The organism is Microcoleus sp. D3_18a_C4, from assembly GCF_036702415.1.
GTDB lineage: Bacteria > Cyanobacteriota > Cyanobacteriia > Cyanobacteriales > Microcoleaceae > Microcoleus.
This window is the reverse complement of sequence record NZ_JAUBTI010000059.1, coordinates 13,808-34,157: the sequence shown is the minus strand read 5'-3', so window position 1 is coordinate 34,157 and position 20,350 is coordinate 13,808. Positions and strand designations below refer to the sequence as shown.

Sequence of the window (20,350 nt, the reverse complement as noted above, 5' to 3'; positions counted from 1 at the left end):
GCGAGCGGGGACGCTCGCGTATTGTACAATACGCGAGCGGGGACGCTCGCACTACAATAAAAAAAATGCTTTTTACACAACTGAGATGCTCCCGTTCTGTTACTGCCGCTATTAACAAAATGGGCAATCAATTTGCTCCGAATGATTATGCAAAGCGCAATTACGCGGCGGCTACTTTACGGATGCTGAAATGCGTTAACGCTTAGTAGGGCGAATTAGATACCCGACAACTTTGGCGAAGTCGGGTATCTGACTATTCTATTTTTTTTAGCTTGACATTTTACGCTACACCGTAATCAGTATAGGGCCGTTTGTATGGGGGTTGCAATCCCAAAACAATATCCTCTCTCGGTACTCCCATTTCAACTAATTCCTCCGCAGGATTTTGATCTGTCAAATTTTGCTGGAGCCAGATTTTGCCATCTTTGATGTCAATGTGAATGATGGTTCGATAAATCCGGCTTAACTCTTGCCAGCCGACATTCATCCACTGATAATGATCTCGTTCTGTGTCTAAAATAAGTTGCACTTCGACTTCATCATCGGAAACATCATCTTCGGCATAGTGGCTTATTAATGTCTGAACATATTGACGATATTGAGCTAGTTTGTCCATTGCACAATCACCTCATTTCTGGGATGGTATACGATTAGCAACACCTGATACTGTTGTACCGCAGTTTGAGTAAACTCATACTGAAAAAATGTTCTATACACTTCAAATGGAACTGCCAAGTACAATTTGCGATCGGGTTCAACCGATGCCAAGGCAAGCCGATAACTGAGAAATTGCCCCAATGCAGCATAAAAGTCTGTAATCGCAGAGGAATTGAGAAAGCTTTTGATTTCGACTGCAATTTTCTCCCCACCTCGCTCCGCTGCGACAAGCCTTTCTGCTCCCAAATCGACCTGAAAGTTAACATTACCAAACTTGAACTTTAGTGGATCGGCAGTAATCACCCACTGTTCTTTTTGAAGGGCCCGTTTTACGGATTCGTGGAAAGTATCTTTGGCAGACACAAACAAATTCTCAGCGCGATTGCAAATAACTATTAATTATATCGAAATTACGGTATATTGTCAATCGGTACAATCCTAATTTTCTAAAGAGTTTTAATTTTTAAGTTAATCAGGACTTGAGTCCTCATCATATCGTTTACTTGGGTTTCTTCTTAGATGGCTTTTTAGGACTTTTCGGGACGGGGATTGTCTCTGATTCTTGCTGTGCGATGTCTGGGGTTACTTTACATAAGTCGTTCAAGGAAAGTTTTTGCTGGGATTCCAGTTCGTTTAGCAAGTTTGATGCAGTTTCTAATATTTGCTTTCCCTGTCGGACTTGAATAGTAGTTTTATTTTCGATCGCATCTAACAACACAAAAATCGAGACTGTTTGCCAAATCTCTAAATCGTCGCCGATGACATCGCAAGCAGAGACAATTTTGCCGTTTTGTGGGGCGTGAATTCCTAAGCCGGAAGCTTGAATTAACGGCTGGATTTCTGCTATACTTAAATCCGCTAGGTCAGTAATTTTATGTTCGAGCGATACTAAATCTGCTAAATCTGGCAAGTTGACCGATTCGGCCGCTAAAGCATCGAATTTAAAGGTAAGAGTTTGATTCAGCGGATCGGAAATGGCATAAAGTGATTGAATTTGCGATCGACTAACCGCACCTTTATCGAAAAAATCTCTACCTTGGGGGGCGATCGCAATTTGCCCATTTTCAGCCACCTCCAAGCTTTCCAAACTAACCAGAGTCGCCGCCGTAGTCTTGACAAAAATCTCGTCTAACCCCAGCAAATCCGCCAATTCCTTCAAAGTTGGCGCAGGTTCAAACTCAACGCCCGCCCGCAAAATGAACTCTTCCAACACGTTAAACTCACGCGGTTCGCTAACCGCCACCTCCAGCGGAGTTTGGCGGATTGCAAAGCGGAATTGACGCGCCGCCAACACTGACAAACCCGGATTTTGTTGCTCAATTTGTTCGGCTAGCGAACTTAAATTCGAGTCTATGGGTTTAGTTGAGGACGCTAGAGACATCTACAAAACCTCCGCAGTGACGCACCGTTTTTGAAACTTCCTGATACATTTTTCCCACTGTACCTGTTTGTTGAGTAAATAAATCGTGACAGCCGACAACTACCAGCAATTCTTGAGCGCGGGAAAATGCCACATTCACCCGTTCCGGTTCCTTAGCAAATCCAATATCGCCCCTAACATTATTGCACACTGTGCTGACAATAATTACAGGTCTTTCCATGCCTTGAAATATGTCAACCGTACCAGTGCGGATGCTCAAAGCAGGGAATCTGTCGCCTTCGATTCTGTCTTTAATTGCATTTAATTGAGCCGCATAAAAAGTGATAATTCCGATTTCTTTCGGTGGTTCACCGTCGGCAACTTTGGGCTGCCAAGCTATCTCCATTTGTTCGCACAAACGCTCGATCGCATCAATCTCCTTGACATTCAACCGCGAAGTACCCTGTTTTTCCTCTTCAAATCCTTGTCCGATCGGCGTTTTCACCCAAAGGATATGATTATTTTCTTGAATGATTCTACCTGCGAGGTTGTGGGCGCGCTTGGTGTCTGCTTCCTGAATGCCACAGTTGAGCTTTTGCTGGTAAAACTGATTGATTGCGCCCATGATTTGCGGGTGCATTCGGTATTGAGTTGTCAGCATTTTTTTGATGCTGTCGCTGGCAGTTTCAAACAATACTTTGAACAAAGATTCTTTTATGAAGCTAAGTTCGTCTCCGGTACAGCCGATGTCTTCGGCAATATCGTCGATCGTACTTTGATTAAACATCGGCGGCAATTGCCTGTGATCGCCCACTAATACTAACTTTCTGCCTTTCAAAGCGGGGATTAACAACTCTGGGGGAGTGCATTTGCTAACTTCGTCAATGATGACTGCATCAAAGCTGGGAAAGTTTTTAGTAAAATCGAAACTGGCAGCTTGCACGCAAGTAATGCCGATCACGTTAGCATTGTCAATATAAATTTGCTTTAAATCGTTGCGGTCTTTTTCTGATGGATTGCGGAGTTTTTGAATCCAATCTGTCACAAACGTTTGAGAGCGATTTAGTGCGGTTTCTTCTTGTTCTAATTTCCGCTGCCAAGTTTTGAATAAACGCTTAATTTTGTTCAAAAAAGCTACGGTGAATAATCCTGTATTCGGAACTTCGGGCTGATATTGAGTGGGGATAGTTTGCCATGCTGACTCCCACCAATTTCTCTCAACAAGTAATGCTGCTGTTGGTTGCTGCTGTTGCAGTTGAGCGTTAATTTCGCTCAACTCTGCTTGCAGTTGAACGAGTTGCTGCTGCGAAGTTGCAGCCGCAATTTGTAGCGGGGATAAATGCTCGTCAAGGGTGTTTTTAATGGTTTCCAAAACCCCAAAAGGATCTAACTCAGCAATGGATTTTTCAAGCTTAAGCGCGCTTGCTTTCCAAGCCTCAACTTGCTTGACAAACTGTTGCGGTTGCTCCCAGATATTCGATTTTTGGGCGAGATATTGTTCGGATAAAATTCGCAATTTTTCAGGTACGTTTGGCTGTTGGACAATTGCTTGCAACAAATTAGTAACTTCGCTAATTTTTAAGTTTGCCTCTTGCTGCGCTGTTTCTACCTGAAGTTTAGCGGCGGCTATTTCCTGCTGGTTTAAGGTTTGACCGATTTTATCTAATAATTGTTGCTGTTTTATAAGCTGCTGTTCGGTTTCGGTTTTCAGGGGAACCACGCACTGACGGGCATTGGCGAGGATACTGTGCAGCAATTCTTTGACTAGGCGATCGAAGGTAGCCTGGATATGATTTGGCTGCAACGATTGACTGTAAAATTGTTGAATGCTAGCTAAGAAAGTCGCTGCTTTTTCGATGATAAATTTGCGCTGACTTTGGCTGACTTGGGAGTAACTGGCGAAGTCTTTTGCTAGTTGCTGCCACTGTGTACGATCGCCCGCAGAGAGCACGATCGGCGTTTGACTCAAATTTAGGTGCAAAAACTCGCTAAACCGGAACTGTTGCCCTTGTATGTCCTTAAAACCTGCGCTTTCTTCGTGGGATATCGCCTTTTGCAACCGATCCAAATCGGGCAAATTGATTTTGCATTTGGGCGGCACGATCGGCAATTTGAGCGATCGGGCAATTTTCAGCAATCCTGCGGGCAATTCTACCATATCATCCGTCAGCATTGCGCCCGTTTCCCAGCAAGTTTTCACGACTTCATATAGTCCCGTATCCGCCGTCTCAATCCACTGTGCAACGGCGACGACAACGGCTGCAATTTCCGCTTTTCGCAGTTCCAAATTCTTGATTTTCTGTTCGAGATTGTGGCGGTGTGTCTGATTTTGCCGATCGCCCAATTCGAGTTGATTCACAGCATCCGACATCTGCCGCGACACCCGCAACGACTCTGCAACCGCCGACATAGCGTGACAAACATCATCAGCGCGATCGAATGCCGTCTTAAATTCCGATAGTTGCGCTGCTACAGTTTCCTGCAGCCAAACCGCAATCCCAAACGCGCCGCAAGCAGGGCGATCGAAGCCTATTTGAATAGCATTGCTAGCAGCAATCCGAACATTTGCCATAAAGTTTTCTACTAAAACATTCCCGTCGGAATATGGTTTTAGTCGGGGCATAAACTCGGCAACTTCGGGAGATTCCCAGTTAACATTAGGCGCATCCAGCAGATTTTCTAACCCACTAACTAGAGGTTCAATCTCGCTTTTTTCGGTTAAAATTAGTTCATAATTGGTTGCTTGCTGGCTGTACTTTTCCTCAATACTTGCTTTACTGTCGTGCAGGTGTTTTAGTTCATTAAAAAAATCTCTCTCTGCGGCACAGTAGGCGGTAAATCGCTCTGAATCTGCCACCAACTGCCGCAAAGATTTGACATTAGTCAGGCGCTGCGAGAGCTTTTCTTCGCAGTCAGTCGCCGTATTTTGCAGCCAAGTGCCGATCGCATTTTCCTCCAAAAAGGGCTGCCCTTCTTCCTGCACCTTATGAGCTTTTCCCTTCCGCAAAGCCCGAATCGCCGGATTGTGAACTAGCCGACTCAAAGCATTATCTACAGCCAAATTTGCTTGCGAAGCAATGAGCGTTTTGCCACCCTGACGGGCAATTTGATAGCAAATCTCCGCAATCACAGTCGTTTTGCCCGTTCCCGGCGGGCCTTGAATCAAAATTAAATCCCGCGCCGAAAGCACCGTTTCTACGGCAGCAAGTTGATCCTCATTAGCATTGCGATTTAATAAGTTTTCCCGATCCAATTTAATCAGTTTTTCGGGTATTCTCGCCTGAGAAGAGTCGAATAAAAACTCGCTCAAATAGGGATTTTGAGCGCGGCCATCTGTCAGCATTTTTAAAGCTTTTTTCTTGCGTTCAATCTGACTGATATCGCCCGCCGCCTCAAAATACAAGAATCCTTGTTTGGGCATTTGATATCTGCCACCCGCCATGCGAGCTCCTAAATCAACATCTAACTTAATGCGTAATTTACCATGTTCAAAGTCAATTTCAGCGATGCTGCCTAATGTCTCTCCCTCGCGGCTGCTTCTGCTTCCGGGCGGCGAATCAAACAGGATAATTTCTTCATTTCTGGCTTTTTTCAGCCTTTCGCGAAAGTCGCCCAATTCTAAGGGATTTTCCTCATAGCCGTCAATAGTTGCGGAATTACGCTCAATTTCAAAAGTGACGATTTTGAAGCCGGAACCGTAATTATGAGCGCGAAAAGGTACACAAAATTGACGCGCTTCCGCAATGCGTTTTTCTACATTTAAAAAAGTATGCCAAACTTTTAGTTGTTCCGTAGTCGGTATGTGCCTGTCGTCCCAAAATGGCATTTGTTGGACGCGGGCGATCGACTTTACAGGAATTGGCGATCTACTGTTAGCCAAAAGTCGCAACTGAACCGGCAAAGAATACCCATCTTTCCTTCCTCTGGGAACCGCCACCAAACCAGCATCCAGCAGTTTTAAACCGCCAATTCCGTCTTCACAGCGTACAGTTGCTAACAGCCGCAAAGTGCGATCGGCTTTTTGCAACAATTGAGGTAATTCAAAATCATCTCCATCCGTAGCAAGCAGCAATTCCCAGATTTCTTCTTCCGAAAATCTCTCATTTACCTTTTGGCGGCGCACGTAGAAAAGATTGTGGGATTTGCCAGCTATCTCCGACATCAGAATTTCCGCACGCTCTTTGCATTCCCAATCGCAATATTTCCCTAAAGCCGCTTCTCCTTCTATATCCCGAATAAACTTATTAATTGTGCGATCGCCACTAAATTTATATCCCCAATCTTCTGTTACTAAAGACGGCATATTTTGATTTTAGATTTTAGATTTTAGATTTTAGATTGGATTTAAGATTAGCACATCGGAACTTGTGCCGACAGAACCGCGACCTCCAAAAAAAAATTAAGGTGTGCATTGCACACCCTACGACCATCGCAAATTACCGTACAGGCAACGGGCGATCGAATTAAACAAGTTGAGAATCAAAAGGGCGAACGATGGGACTTGAACCCACGAATGGTGGTACCACAAACCACTGCCTTAACCACTTGGCTACGCTCGCCGTATCTGTTTTAACTATAGCATCATATCTCAGCACAAGTCTAGGGGTAAGGCAAAAATATTTTGAAATATTTCTGAGCGTCCCTGAACCGGACAGATCGATGGTGCCTCAAGTTCCAAGCACAGTAAGACTATAGCACAATTTTCGCTCTGTGCGATCGGCCTGTGCGAGCCTCTTCGAGGGCTTCGCCAACGGCAATTATCTCGCCCCCAGCACTCAATCGATTTTAGATTTTAGATTTTAGATTTTAGATTTTAGAATTGAAGCATTGACTTGCGCGAGATAAATTCGGGGGCTCCTTTATCGGATACAGGTTTTTTATGTCTCCACGGATGAACCACGTGGCGGGTATCCTGGATGCTTTCGGTCATGCGGCGTGGGTTCGGCAGCTCTGGCAGCGTCCCGATTCGATCTAGCGCATTAAAATAGCCTTATCACCCCAGGCGCATCTACAGTCCAGTTTGGTAAAACTCACCTCTTGCACCATTTTTAAGAACAGGCAAGATGCCTGTTCCACAAAGAATGAATTTCTTTTAGGGTGGGCTCTTCTAGCCCGCCCCTAAAAGCCTTATTGAGAATGGTGCAACATCTCAGATGCAATGCTTGTGGGGGGTCCCGCCCCCCGAAAAATACAACGCCAGAAGCGGGACAGTTATCAACCATCCCTCTTCTCTCTCTTCTCTCTTCCCTCTTCCTTCGCGCCCTTGGCGTCTTCGCGGTTCGTTTAAAAAAAACTCTTCTGTGCAATCTAAAATCTAAAATCTAAAATCTAAAATCGATATGAGCTACTGTATCAAACCAGAATGTCAAAATCCTCAAAACTCCCACACCGCCAAATTTTGCTTAAACTGCGGCTTTAACCTGTTGCTGAGACAGCGATATCGCCCGATTGAACTTTTAGGTAGAGGCGGATTTGGTAAAACTTTCCTAGCAATTGATGAAGACATCCCATCTGTACCCCGCTGTGCAGTCAAGCAATTTTATTTTTACGACCGCGACCCCGAAATTTTCAACAAAGCCGTTGAATTATTTCGCCAAGAAGCCGTCCGTTTAGACGAACTCGGAAAACACCCGCAAATCCCCACATTATTAGCCTGCTTTGAACAAGAAGGCCATATTTATTTAGTTCAAGAGTTTATAGAGGGAGCGACTCTTAAACAAGAATTAGACAATAGTGTATACGATGAAAATCAAATTTGGCAAGTGCTGCAAGACTTATTGCCCGTGCTGCAATTTATCCACGACAAGCGCGTCATTCACCGCGACATCAAACCCGAAAATATTATCCGCCGCCAGTCAGACAACAAACTCGTATTGATCGATTTCGGCATTGCCAAACTGCTGACTGATACAGCGATACTCCGTTCAGCAACGCTCATCGGCAGTCAAGATTATGTAGCTCCCGAACAAATGCGCGGCAAAGTATTTCCTGCTAGCGACCTTTACAGTTTAGGGGTTACTTGCATTCGCCTAATGACGCAAGTTCCTCCCTTGGATATGTACGACTGCAACAACGAGCGCTGGTGGTGGCGCGAGTTTCTCCCCAAAGCCACGAGTATTAGCGACGAGTTAGGTGAAATTTTAGATAAATTGCTGCAAACTCGTCTCACTCAGCGGTACAGTTTTGCTGCGGAAGTTTTGGACGATATCAAAGCAGCTTTAGATATTCGCCATCAAAATTTGCTTTCGCCCAAAAAGCCGATCGCTCCTGCTCTTAATAATAGCGACAACTCGGCCGATATCAGCGCGCTACCAACTCCTGATTCTCCGATTTTACCCACAAATGCCGTCGCCAAGTCCGCAGAAACTTTTTCCTTATCTGTTACTTCAAATCTCGATCAGACCATGATTTCGGCACGGGGAATAGATTATACCAAACTGCGAGATTTTTTGTCAAACAAAAAGTGGAAAGAAGCCGATCGCGAAACTTGGGGCTTGATGTGTCAGTCTCTTTCTCAGCAACCGGGAACTCAGCTAGAAATTAGCCAAATTTACCAGCTACCCTGCGAAGATTTGCAAACAGTCGATCGCCTTTGGCTGCACTACAGTCAAGGTCGGTTTGGCTTCAGCGTCCAAAAACAAATTTACGAAAGCGTTAAGGGAGACTATATCAGATTTTGCGATCGGGTCAACTGGCAAACCTACAATTCTGCTAATGCTTTAGGGCAGATTAAATTTAGTCAGCAAGCACCAATCGGACACCTCCCCTCTCGCAGTTGGGTTGGCGGCATTCAGTGGCTGCGACACCTCGATGCCCTGTCAGCAAAATTAACCGAGTGCGACAATAATCCTGCTCCTAAATTGTAATTGGGTCTACCGACTCACTAAGTATAATTTCATATTTAAACTCTACCTGAAAGCAGAGAAATTTGTCGCGAGAGATGTATCCATCGACCGAGGCTCGGTGCGATCGATTGTCGCACAATGGATGCTGAAGGTGAACACAGCTACAAGTCTGCGATCCTGAGACTGTAACAACAGAATTAAAGAGAGGTATCAATCCATGTTTTTTCACAAAAAACAATTAATGGCTGCGGTGACTGTAGACGAAGCCAACCCCCGTTTTGCCCAATTGCTGCTAGAACAGTTTGGCGGAGCAACCGGAGAACTGACAGCAGCTCTGCAATACTGGGTGCAGTCCTTTCACTGTGAAGATGCAGGGATTAAGGATATGCTCCAAGATATTGCAATAGAAGAATTCAGCCACTTAGAAATGGTGGGCAAACTCATTGAAATGCACACCAAAAACGTTGACCAAACAGAAGCTTATAAAAGCACTTTGTTTGCGGTGCGCGGTGTAGGCCCGCACTTGCTCGATAGCCAAGGTCAAGCTTGGACGGGTGCTTATGTCAACGAAGGCGGCGATGTAGTGCGCGATTTGCGCGCTAATATCGGCGCGGAAGCAGGAGCCCGCCAAACCTACGAAGAGTTGATTAAACTAGCACCGGATATGGGAACGAAAAAGACGTTGCAGTTTCTGCTGACTCGCGAAATTTCTCACACTCAAATGTTCATGAAAGCTCTGGAATCGCTGGGTAAACTCACCGATCCGATGTTCGGCAATATTCCGCCAGATTCCACTGTGGATCTCTACTTTAACTTGTCCACAAATGGCAAGGATGAACGCGGCCCTTGGAACTCGGAACCTACTTTCAAATACATTGCCGATCCCGCTCCAAAAGCTTAATTTGAGAGTTGTTTAGCGTGTGGGGCTTAAAAGATTTAAGCCCTGTATTAAGTAATTTTTCAGCCGCCCGCCTTCTTTTGTAAGGTGGGCGGCTTAGAAAATTTAAGCCCTGTGTTGAGTGCGTAGTGCGTAGGTTGGGTTGAGGAACGAAACCCAACATTTTCTCTACAATTTTCCTTAACTGAACCTTATTGATTTTTAAGCCGCGCACCGTAGGATATCGAACTTTTGTGTTGAGTATTTTTCAAGTCACGGGCCCAACGGTGTTATAATTATTTGAAATTCGGCTCGAACATTAACATCAAATCCCTATTGAAATTGCGCTCATCCACCTATTTATTAGTCTCTCACGGCAGCCGTGACCCCAGACCCCAACTAGCTTTGGAAAACCTAGGTCAACTGCTGTCTCACAATTTGGCTGACTCATTCCCCGCAGTAGCAACCGCCACCTTAGAACTCGGACCGGCACCGCTACACGAACAAATTTGCAGTTTTGGCGAACGTACCCTGTCGCTGGGACTGAGAGAATTGCAAATCCTGCCTGTATTTTTATTGCCGGGAGTTCACGTCGCCGAAGACATACCGGCAGAGGTGGAAATTGCCCAAAAAACTTTTGGTGACCAGCTAAAAATTGAATTGCGCCCGCATTTAGGTTCCCAGGAAGCAGGCTTAACAAAATTGGTAAAAAGTCAGATGGAAGAGGTGGCTTTTCTCCCCAATCTGCTATTGCCAAAATGGATTTTATTATCTCACGGCAGCCGTCGCCCCGGAGGTAACTCGATTGTTGAGGAAATCGCTAGCAAACTCGGTGCGCTGACAGCTTATTGGTCGGTAAAGCCGAGTTTGTCAGAGCAAATTGAGAGTTTGGTTCGTGGTGGACAGCAGCAAATAGGAATTGTGCCATACTTCTTATTTAATGGAGGAATTACAGATGCGATCGCCAAAAATGTCGCACAGCTAAAGCAGCAATTTCCAGCGGCGGAACTTCATCTCGCAAATCCTCTAGGCGCAAGTGTAGAATTAGCAGACTTAATTGGGAATTTAATTCAAGAATGAACCGCAGAGGCACAGAAGAGGTAAAGGAAGAAAGAAAAATGTCTTTAGGAAAAGTGTATTTAGTAGGTGCGGGGCCCGGAGATCCGGGTTTGATGACCTTGAAGGGAAAAGCTTTGTTAGAGTGTGCGGATGTCGTGATTTACGACGCTTTAGTCAGCCCTCAAATTTTGGCAGCAATCAACCCCCAAGCTGAACGAATTGATGCCGGAAAACGCAAAGGCCGCCACTCGTTAATGCAGGATGAAACAACTCAGTTAATGATAGAAAAAGCTGGAGATAATGCGATCGTAGTTCGTCTCAAAGGCGGCGATCCGTTTATCTTCGGCCGCGGTGGCGAAGAAATGGAAGAGTTGGTAAAAGCTGGAGTTTCAGTAGAAGTCGTCCCCGGTGTAACTTCTGGGATTGCGGCCCCTGCTTATGCGGGAATTCCTTTAACACATCGATCGTACAGTTCCTCTGTCACCTTTGTCACCGGCCACGAATCAGCGGGAAAATATCGGCCGGAAGTAAATTGGCAGGCGATCGCCCGTGGCTCCGAAACCATTGTAGTATACATGGGAATCCACAATTTGCCTTACATTATCGGCCAGTTAACAGATGCAGGATTGAGTGCAGAAACGCCCATAGCCTTAGTGCGCTGGGGAACGCGGCCGGAACAAGAAGAATTGATCGGAACTTTGGGTACAATTGTAGAGCAAGTTGAGGCGATCGGATTTGCAGCACCTGCGATCGCAGTTATCGGAAATGTTGTCAATTTGCACTCGATATTATCGGGCTGTCGGCCTGTGTCTCAGACTGTAGAATAAGCGGGATAATAGGAGCGATCGCAAATTAGGGGCCGTCAAGTTTATCTAGAATTATCATAGACCTCTCCCATAATTCTTTTGGAACAGGCAGGATGCCTGTTCAAAACCTGCTTTGTAGGAGATGTCTAATCTTGTTCGCATAGGTTTGAGCGCGTCATATCAATTCCAGTTGCATCGGAATGATTAAACCGCAGAGTACACAGAGAACACAGAGTCAGAGAAGAGAGATGTAAATAATTCCGATGCTAACGGATTTAATATCATTCTCTCTGATTGTATACGATCGCCCGGACATGATATTAGACCTCTTGCAAAAATAATTAGGACGGGCTCTGGGGCCCCTCCCACAAGAAAAAATAACTCTTGTGGGATGGGCCCCAGAGCCCGTCCACCAATTGAGGAAAAGGATTTTTGCAAGAGGTCTATTATATCAAATCAGTTCGCATCGGAATAGTAAATTCGAGTGGACGGTTGACTGTTGACGGTTGACTGTTCACGGCGTCAACAGTCAACCGTCAACCATTGGTAACAAGTTAAGCTAAGAAAGCATTTGTCAATCAGCAATTATGCTCAACATTTACTCGAATTTTGGGCATAAAACTGAGATTTGGGCGATCGAGGAATCATGCCTCCCCTGATATTTATACCTACTCCCTCTCAAATCGTGAATTTTCCACTCCTAAAAAAGCAGTCTTTTTAAGTAATATTACTGATTAACAACTGCAATTAAGTCTTAACTTGTCACCAATGTGATTAGGTTGATGAGAGTATTTCAAAATAGTACCACTGTTGTTCCAGACGGTAGTCGAAGCCAAAAACATGCGACAATAGAAACGAGTTCAACAGAAAAAAAAGTGAATAGTGCGACTTAAGTCGTGTAACAAACCCCAAATGGCTAGCTAGATAACCAATGATTAATTGAGGATATTAAGGAAATGAGAAAAAGAACAGAGAAGCAGGAGTTACAGGCACAGCAACGCACCCCAGGAATGCCATGCCCTGAGTGCGGTTTTTTTATAGAGATGTCGATATATAGTTTACTCTCTCAGGCGGAGTTCAAGTGTCCTGGTTGCTTGTTGACCTTAAGTATGGATCGGGAAGAGTTGAGACCAGCTATGGAAATCCTGCAAAAAGTCAACACGCAGGTGGAGAGCCGAGAGAAGAGTAAGAGGTTTGATATATAGATGTGAGGTCATCTTGCCAAATTTCCTTAACCTCACCCCATTGGTAACAAGTTAAGCTAAGAAAGCATTTGTCAATCAGCAATTATGCTCAACATTTACTCGAATTTTGGGCATAAAACTGAGATTTGGGGGATCGAGGAATCATGCCTCCCCTGATATTTATACCTACTCCCTCTCAAATCGTGAATTTTCCACTCCTAAAAAAGCAGTCTTTTTGAGTAATATTACTGATTGACAAATGCAATTAAGTCTTAATTTGTCACCAATGACCGTCAACAGTCAACATCATTCCGGTGTAACCGGACATGATATTAAGCAACAATCTGGCAGTCGCTGACTGTCAGGGACGGCGTACCGTCAAGCGTGGCAAATAGCGCACCCGTTCCTAAACCAACTTGTGCCGCATTCTCGTTGAAGAATAAGTTGCCCGTGGCGCGACTGTAAACAATTAATTCCTTGCTGGTTTCTACTTCTAAATCGCTATTTACAAAGCCAATATGAGCAGAAGTAATTGCTCCGAATGCAGTTTGACCTAAGATAATTTTGTCTGTACCGATGGTAAAATCAGTAATGCGATCGCTCCCCAAATCAGCAGCATTAAAAGCACTGTTTGATTTAAACAGAAACTGATCTTGACCAGCACCACCAGTTATAAAGTCATTGCCTGCATTCCCTGCAATTTGGTCGTTGCCATCGCCACCAATCAGCGTATCATTGCCATCCCCACCGGAAACACTGTCATCACCTAAGCCACCATTAAATGTGTCGTCGCCACCGGACATATCAACAACTGAATTGGCGTAGGTTCCCAACAAGTTAATTACATCATTACCATCAGAATTTGAACTCGCAGCTTCATCGCCCTTGAGGCCGATCGAGAAGCGAAAGTCGTTCATGGTGATAGTAATGCTGTCGTTACCGATGCCGCCGATAATTTGGTGGTCGGAACTCGGTGCATCGTCGGGATTGGTGTTGTTGTCCCAGGTTTCAGCAAAGGTGATGTTGATGGTGTCATTGCCAACACCGCCTTGAACATCATTTACGCCGTCGGGGTCGGTAATGGTATCGTCGCCAGTACCGCCGAAAATGCGATCGAGATTGCCTAAACCGCCGTTGATGAGGTCATTGCCGCCCTGGCCATCAATGAAATCATCCGCACCGTCGTCCTTGATGGTGTCGTTGCCGTCCGCGCCCATCAGTGTATCTGGATCGGGAGTACCGCTGAGAATCAAAGGGGTAATCGGGGGGTTTGTATTAGCCGGATTGACGGTGAGGTTGACCTTAGCTGTTGCCGTACCTCCTTGACTGTCGCTGACTTGATAAGTTAAATAGTCCGCGCCGTGGAAGTTGGGATTGGGGGTATAAAGGATGAAATCACCGATCGCCGCGCCCGGTATGCCATTTTTCACCAAAGCCTTACCATGAGACGGATTGGTGGCAATGCTGAGAGTCAGCGCATCGCCGTCTGCATCGCTGTCGTTGGACAAAACATCGATCGCAATCGCCGAGTCTTGATTGGTGATGGCACTATCTGCGATCGCGATCGGCGCCTGGTTGACCTGATTAACGGTGAGGTTAACAGTGGCTGTCGCTGTCCCCCCGTGACTGTCGTCAAGCTGATATGTAAAGCTGTCCTGACCCGTGAAGTCACCCTGGGGCTGGTAAGTAATGAAATCATCAGCCTTGTCAAACGTACCGTTATGGTTAATCTCAGCTTTCCCGCCGACTCCATTGGTCAAAACTGTAAAAGTTAGGGGATCGCCGTCTGGATCGCTGTCATTTGCTAAAACTGGGATATTGACAGCAGTGACTCGATCTGTGGTGGCGCTGTCATCGATCGCGATCGGCAATTTGTTGGCAAACTCGATCGTTACAGTAGCTTTCGCTATACCCCCGTGAGTGTCATCGATCTGATAAGTGAAGCTATCCGCCTCCCAGAAGTCACCGTGGTGCCGATAAGTGATGAAGTCATCAGCCTTGTCCAGCGTGCCGTTATAGTTGATTTCAGCTTTGCCGCCGACTCCGTTGGTCAAAACTGTCAAAATCAGAGGATCGCCGTCTGGATCGCTGTCATTTGCTAACACTGGAATATGGACAGCAGTGTCTCCGTGGCTGGTGGCGCGATCGTCGATCGCGATCGGCAATTTGTTGACTGCTTTAACTGTCACCTCAACCTTGGTAACGTCCGAACCTCCCTTACCGTCGTCGATTTGATAGAGAAAGATATCAGAGTTGCTGAAGTTGTCAGCATTGGCACTGTAGCTGATGACATCATCGTTGGGATTATCCGGCGTACCGTTGTTGTTGACTTCTGCTTTACCGTTTTGTGGGGCCCTGAAAATGCTGAGGTTCAGGGGGTCGCCATCCGGTTCCCTGTCATTGGCGAGGACGTTAATCTCGATCGCACTGCCAGCATTTACAGTCGCAGCGTCCCCAGATGCGATCGGATTTCGGTTGGGATCGACAGTCACTTCAACTTTGGTAACAGCAGTACCTCCCTTACCGTCTGCGATTTGATAGACAAACACATCCTGCCCGCTGAAGTTGGCATTGGCGGTGTAGGTGATGAAATCGTCTTTCGGGTTGTCCGGTGTACCGTTGTGGCTGACTTCTGCTTTGCCGTTGTCTGAAGTCTTGAAAATGCTGAGGTTCAGCGGGTCGCCGTCGGGGTCGCTGTCGTTAGCCAAAACCTCGATATCGATCGCACTGCCAGCATTTACAGTCGCAGTGTCGCCAAGTGCGATCGGTAAGTGGTTGGGATCGACAGTTACTTCAACTTTGGTAACAGCAGTACCTCCCTTACCGTCGTCGATTTGATAGAGAAAGATATCAGAGTTGCTGAAGTTGTTGGCATTGGGGGTGTAGGTGATGGAATCGTCTTTCGGATTATCCGGCGTACCGTTGTTGTTGACTTCTGCTTTACCGTAGTGTGCGGCCCTGAAAATGCTGAGGTTCAGGGGGTCGCCATCCGGTTCCCTGTCATTGGCGAGGACGTTAATCTCGATCGCGCTGCCAGCATTTACAGTCGCAGCATCGCCCTGCGCGATCGGAGATCGGTTGGGATCGACAGTCACTTCAACTTGGGTAACAGCAGTACCTCCCTTACCGTCTGCGATTTGATAGACAAACACATCCTGCCCGCTGAAGTTGGCATTGGCGGTGTAGGTGATGAAATCGTCTTTCGGGTTGTCCGGTGTACCGTTGTGGCTGACTTCTGCTTTGCCGTTGTCTGAAGTCTGGACAATGCTGAGGTTCAGCGGATCGCCGTCGGGGTCGCTGTCGTTAGCCAAAACCTCGATATCGATCGCACTGCCAGCATTTACAGTCGCAGTGTCGCCAAGTGCGATCGGTGGCTGGTTTGCGATCGAGAGAGGGGGGAGTGAGGGAGAGGGCGGAAGTGAGGGAGTCGGCTGTGTGGGAAAGGGACTGTGCGGCAGTGAGGGAGTCGGCTGTGTGGGAAAGGGAAAGGGACTGTGCGGCAGTGAGGGAGTCGGCTGTGTGGGAAAGGGACTGTGCGGTAGTGAGGGAGTGGGCTGTGTGGGAAAGGGAAAGGGAGAGGGCGACAGTGAGGGAGTCGGCTGTGTGGGAAAGGGAAAGGGAGAGGGCGACAGTGAGGGAGTGGGAGAGGGTGTCGCAGAGGGTGTCGCAGAGGGTGTCGCATTGAAAGTCAAATTGACATTAGCTGTTGCCGTACCCCCTTGTCCGTCACTGACTTGATAAGTGAAGCTATCTGTGCCATTGAATACGAGCTTGGGATTATAGATAATAAAATCGTCCTGGGGATTGTCCGGCGTGTTGTTTTGATTAACTACTACCGTTCCATTAACTGGATTGGTAACAATACTGAGAGTCAAAGGGTCGCCATCTGGATCGCTATCGTTAGACAGGACTTTAATATCGATCGCGCTGCCAGCATCCGCGAGTAAATTGTCATCTACTGCTATTGGCGATCGGTTAGAGATCGCCAATCCCTTGGAAAATTCAGAAGTATTATTAGCAGGATCGATCGCCGTTGCTGTAATAAATTGACCGATGGGTAGGGAACTGCCATAGGTATAGGTGAAACTATTTTTACCGCTACTGTCCGTAGTAACAATCGTAGAACCGAGGAAGGTTTTGCCTTCGCCAAAGCCTGTCGGATCGAGACTGGAGTTAGCAAAGAATTCCAGCCGAAACGTGCGATCGGGAGTGCTGTTGAGAGTGCCTTCGATCTCAGTGTTCTTGCCATTGGAGTGGGCAAACGTGATGGCGGGAAAGTTTTGCAGGTTGTTAACACCCGTGTCAGTATCGTTGAGATCGTTAGGGGTGACTCCATCATTTTTTAAGTCAATGCCCAAACCGTTGTTGTCGAAAATACTATTGCCTAAAATCCCATTATTCGTACCAGAAATAACAGCCACTCCAGCTAAATTGTTGTAAGCTATCGTATTGCCCGTTCCCGGCTCGCTACCACCGATCGAATTGTTAGCAGCACCATCTTCGATCGAGATACCGCTGCCTAGATTGCCCGCAGCCGTGACTCCATCTGCTTGAATGCCGATGTAATTGCCTTGAATTTGGTTGTTAACAGCATTGCTGCCAGCGATATTGATGCCATTAAGAATATTGCCAGAGATAATGTTGCGCTGACTGGGATTCGGGCCTCCTATTATGTTCGATACCGCATTCAGATAAATGCCACTCAATCTATTACCTAGGGCTGCAATACCCGTCGCATTAGTACCGATAAAGTTGCCGGCTACGGTCGTGAATTTATTATCGCTCGCGTTTAAGTTGCTGTTAATCGCGATTCCGTTCCCTAGATTGGCAGAAATTACATTGCGTTCGGCAGCATCATTAAATCCGTCGCCGTTGGTGCCGATGCGATTTTCGCTTCCGGCGGTGCGATCTATCGAGATACCATCTCCACTGTTACCGCGAGCGAAATTGCCACTTAAATCGGTGCCGATATAGTTGCCATAAATCCAGTTTTTGGCTGCACTCTTCGATAGCTTAATGCCAGGAACTCCGTTTAATGATTGAGATGAAAATCTGTTAATTGCCAGCCCTCGAATAACAGAATTGCTTGCCTGAATGTCAAGTCCTACAGGTGAATTCGATGCCGCACCATTGAGTTCAATTCGCGGTGCGCCCTGGAAACCAAGACCGCCTTGACTCCACCCGTCGATCGTGACGGCATCTGTAATTGTCGGTAAAGCAGACGCCAGATTTATAGTTTGAGGAAGGTTAAATGCGATCGGGATCTGGATCGGTTTTTGGAATGGTAAGCGCGGAATCTGGATGAAAGTGGTAATTTGGAATGCGATCGTATCTGCACCCGGACGATTGTTGGCATTCAGCATTGCCTGTCGCAACGAACCAGGCCCGCTGTCATTAGTATTTGTCACCAGATAAGTCACCCCAATATCTGGCAGGATGCTGACAGTAGCAATATTGCTGTTTGCGGTGCCGTCGCTGAGGCGATAGGTGAAGCTGTCGCCGCTGAAGTTCGCACCGGCAGTGTAGGTAATGAAATCATCGTTGGGATTGTTCGGCGTGCCGTTGTTGTTTGCAACTGCCGTCCCCTTGGTGGGATTCGCGACTAGACTGATGGTCAAAGGGTTGCCATCCGGATCGATGTCGTTGGAGAGAACATCAATCTTGACTGGAATGTTAGCAGAAGTTATCGCGCTGTCATTTTCCGCTACAGGAGGCTGGTTGGCGATCGGAGTTTTCACGTTGATGTTACCAAAAACATCGTTTCCATCCGTAGCAGTTCCCCCAGCATTCGCAGCGCTGTTGCCACTGAAAGTTGGTAGCGCCCCAATAGCTGTCACCGTGGGAGTCGCAGCCACCCCTGCCACACTGGCAAGGTTGGGAGTAACGGCAAATATTGCGCCGCCCTTCCCCTGACCATTTGCGCCTGACATGGCGTTAGAAGATGGAATACCGCCCAACCCACCTGTTGCCGTATTGTTGAGAAACTTGCTGTTGACTGAGGTAAGAGAACCGCTGCGAATAAAAATCGCACCCCCCAGTCCGGCGCCGCCCCCTCCTCCACCAAAATTATTATTTAAGTCGCCATTGCCGCCGCCACCGCCGTTACCGCCGAAAGTTCCCCCGCTACCGGGAAAGCCGCCAGAACCAGATAGACTGAAACCGCCCCCGCCACCACCGCCACCAAAGCCGCCACTGCCGCCTCTGCCACCATAGCTAAATAGGCTTACAGAACCGAAACCGCTGCCACCTGCGCCACCCCCACCGCCAAAGCCACCGCTGCCACCTGCGCCGCCACCAACACCCGAACCCCCACCGCCACCGCCGCCAAAGTCCCCACCACTGCCACCAATACCACCAAAATTGCGGGAGGTGAAACCACCGCCACCGCCACCTCCTCCAATGCCACCAATGCCACCATTACCTGTGATCGCGTCGCTACCACCACCGCCGCCACCGCCGCCAATGCCACCGCCAATGCCGCCATCTAGGTTATCGGTACCGCCCGCCAAGCTATGGCTGCCGTTACCTGCTGGGTTGCCACCAAATATGGTGCCTGCGCCCCCACCGCCATGAATCGACTCGCTATTGCCACTAAAGCCGCCACCACCACTGCTGTGGCGGCCAGTAGTCCCGCCGTTGCCACCAAACCCGCCACCACCACCACCATAATCACCTTTACCATCTAAGCCACCAAAGCCAGTGCCACCAAAGCCACCACCGCCACGATTACCAACGCTGCCATTGCCACCAACTGCCTGGTTATTTGAGAAGGTGACGTTATTGACGCTGACGGTACCGCCATTGATGAACAGCGCACCGCCCATACCAGCGCCACCGCCACTACCGTCGCCACCCTTTCCCCGACCATTTGCCAGGGTGAGGTTCTGGAAGTTAACAGTCCCTTGATTGACGAAGAAGAGGCGGACATCACCATTGTCGTTGCTGCCATTTTTGTTAGCATCGCCACTAATCGTCAGGTTGTTGACCCCAGGGCCTTTGATGGTGAGACTATCGTTGATGAGTAGTTGTGCCCAAAGGTCGATCGTCCTGGGTATGGCAAAGAATAGGGGGTCGAAGATAATTGTGTCTGCGCCGACTTGGGCATTAGCCTGTTTGATGGCATATCGCAGAGAACCGGAATCGTTTTCGTTGTCGTTGGCGTTGGTGACGGTGAAAGTAGCCATAATTTTTGCCCTATACTTTTTCCTCGGTTTAAACAATACGGAACTCAACTTCTTTAAGAAATCTGGAGTTTCTTTTCAAGAAGCCTGCTTTTTGAGTTCTTCGTAACCTATTGATCTTTATTCACAATCTGAGCCAAGCGGTCAAATATCCATACGCTTAGCCCCGATAGGCTCTTCACCCTGACTGAATAATCCGCGATCGCCCTGAAATAATTTTTGCCTAGGCTTCAAAACTAGCTCATTTTTTCTGGATCGCACCCTACCGATACGTAAATTTACATAGTCGGAAAAGCTATACTAAATCTCTCAGCCTACCATCCCAAACTCATGTTACTTTTCAACTCCTCCAAGCCATCGTTACCCATAATTTCAATTACC

Annotated in this window: 9 protein-coding genes and 1 tRNA gene; 4 read left to right on the top strand and 6 right to left on the bottom strand. The window is 47.2% G+C overall.

What is annotated here, in order from left to right:
* Positions 1–280: 280 nt before the first annotated feature.
* From QUB16_RS22005 to QUB16_RS21985, 5 genes are all read right to left on the bottom strand, one after another.
* A complete protein-coding gene (locus QUB16_RS22005; protein ID WP_333319378.1) occupies positions 281–616 on the bottom strand; it encodes a XisI protein in 336 nt (111 codons plus the stop codon).
* Entirely contained in the window at positions 604–1,020 is a 417-nt protein-coding gene (locus QUB16_RS22000) for a XisH family protein (RefSeq protein WP_333319376.1), read from the bottom strand. The genes QUB16_RS22005 and QUB16_RS22000 overlap by 13 nt, the downstream gene beginning before the upstream one ends.
* Positions 1,021–1,156: 136 nt before the next feature.
* A complete protein-coding gene (locus QUB16_RS21995; RefSeq protein WP_333319374.1) occupies positions 1,157–2,038 on the bottom strand; it encodes a hypothetical protein in 882 nt (293 codons plus the stop codon).
* Positions 2,016–6,320, bottom strand: a complete 4,305-nt coding sequence (locus QUB16_RS21990; protein ID WP_333319372.1) for an AAA domain-containing protein — start codon at positions 6,318–6,320, stop codon at positions 2,016–2,018. Before QUB16_RS21990 ends, QUB16_RS21995 begins: the two co-directional genes overlap by 23 nt.
* A 183-nt stretch (positions 6,321–6,503) precedes the next feature.
* A tRNA-His gene (locus QUB16_RS21985) sits at positions 6,504–6,576 on the bottom strand.
* Positions 6,577–7,356: 780 nt separating this feature from the next.
* On the opposite strand from QUB16_RS21985, the gene QUB16_RS21980 reads away from it, so the two are divergent.
* From QUB16_RS21980 to cobA, 4 genes are all read left to right on the top strand, one after another.
* Positions 7,357–8,883: a serine/threonine-protein kinase gene (locus QUB16_RS21980; protein ID WP_333319370.1), complete on the top strand. Its 1,527-nt coding sequence runs from the start codon at positions 7,357–7,359 to the stop codon at positions 8,881–8,883.
* 196 nt (positions 8,884–9,079) lie between these two features.
* Complete coding sequence (locus tag QUB16_RS21975) at positions 9,080–9,763, top strand: manganese catalase family protein (protein ID WP_333319368.1); 684 nt, start codon at positions 9,080–9,082, stop codon at positions 9,761–9,763.
* A gap of 312 nt (positions 9,764–10,075) precedes the next feature.
* The gene (locus QUB16_RS21970) at positions 10,076–10,819 is read left to right on the top strand and encodes a sirohydrochlorin chelatase (protein WP_333319366.1); all 744 of its coding nucleotides are present in this window, start codon (positions 10,076–10,078) and stop codon (positions 10,817–10,819) included.
* Positions 10,816–11,625 carry a uroporphyrinogen-III C-methyltransferase gene (gene cobA, locus QUB16_RS21965; protein WP_333319363.1) on the top strand — a complete coding sequence of 270 codons (810 nt, stop codon included), beginning with the start codon at positions 10,816–10,818 and terminating at the stop codon, positions 11,623–11,625. Before QUB16_RS21970 ends, cobA begins: the two co-directional genes overlap by 4 nt.
* Before the next feature lie 1,495 nt (positions 11,626–13,120).
* Here cobA and QUB16_RS21960 read toward each other — a convergent pair.
* Complete coding sequence (locus QUB16_RS21960) at positions 13,121–19,972, bottom strand: Ig-like domain-containing protein (RefSeq protein ID WP_333319360.1); 6,852 nt, start codon at positions 19,970–19,972, stop codon at positions 13,121–13,123.
* Positions 19,973–20,350: the final 378 nt, after the last annotated feature.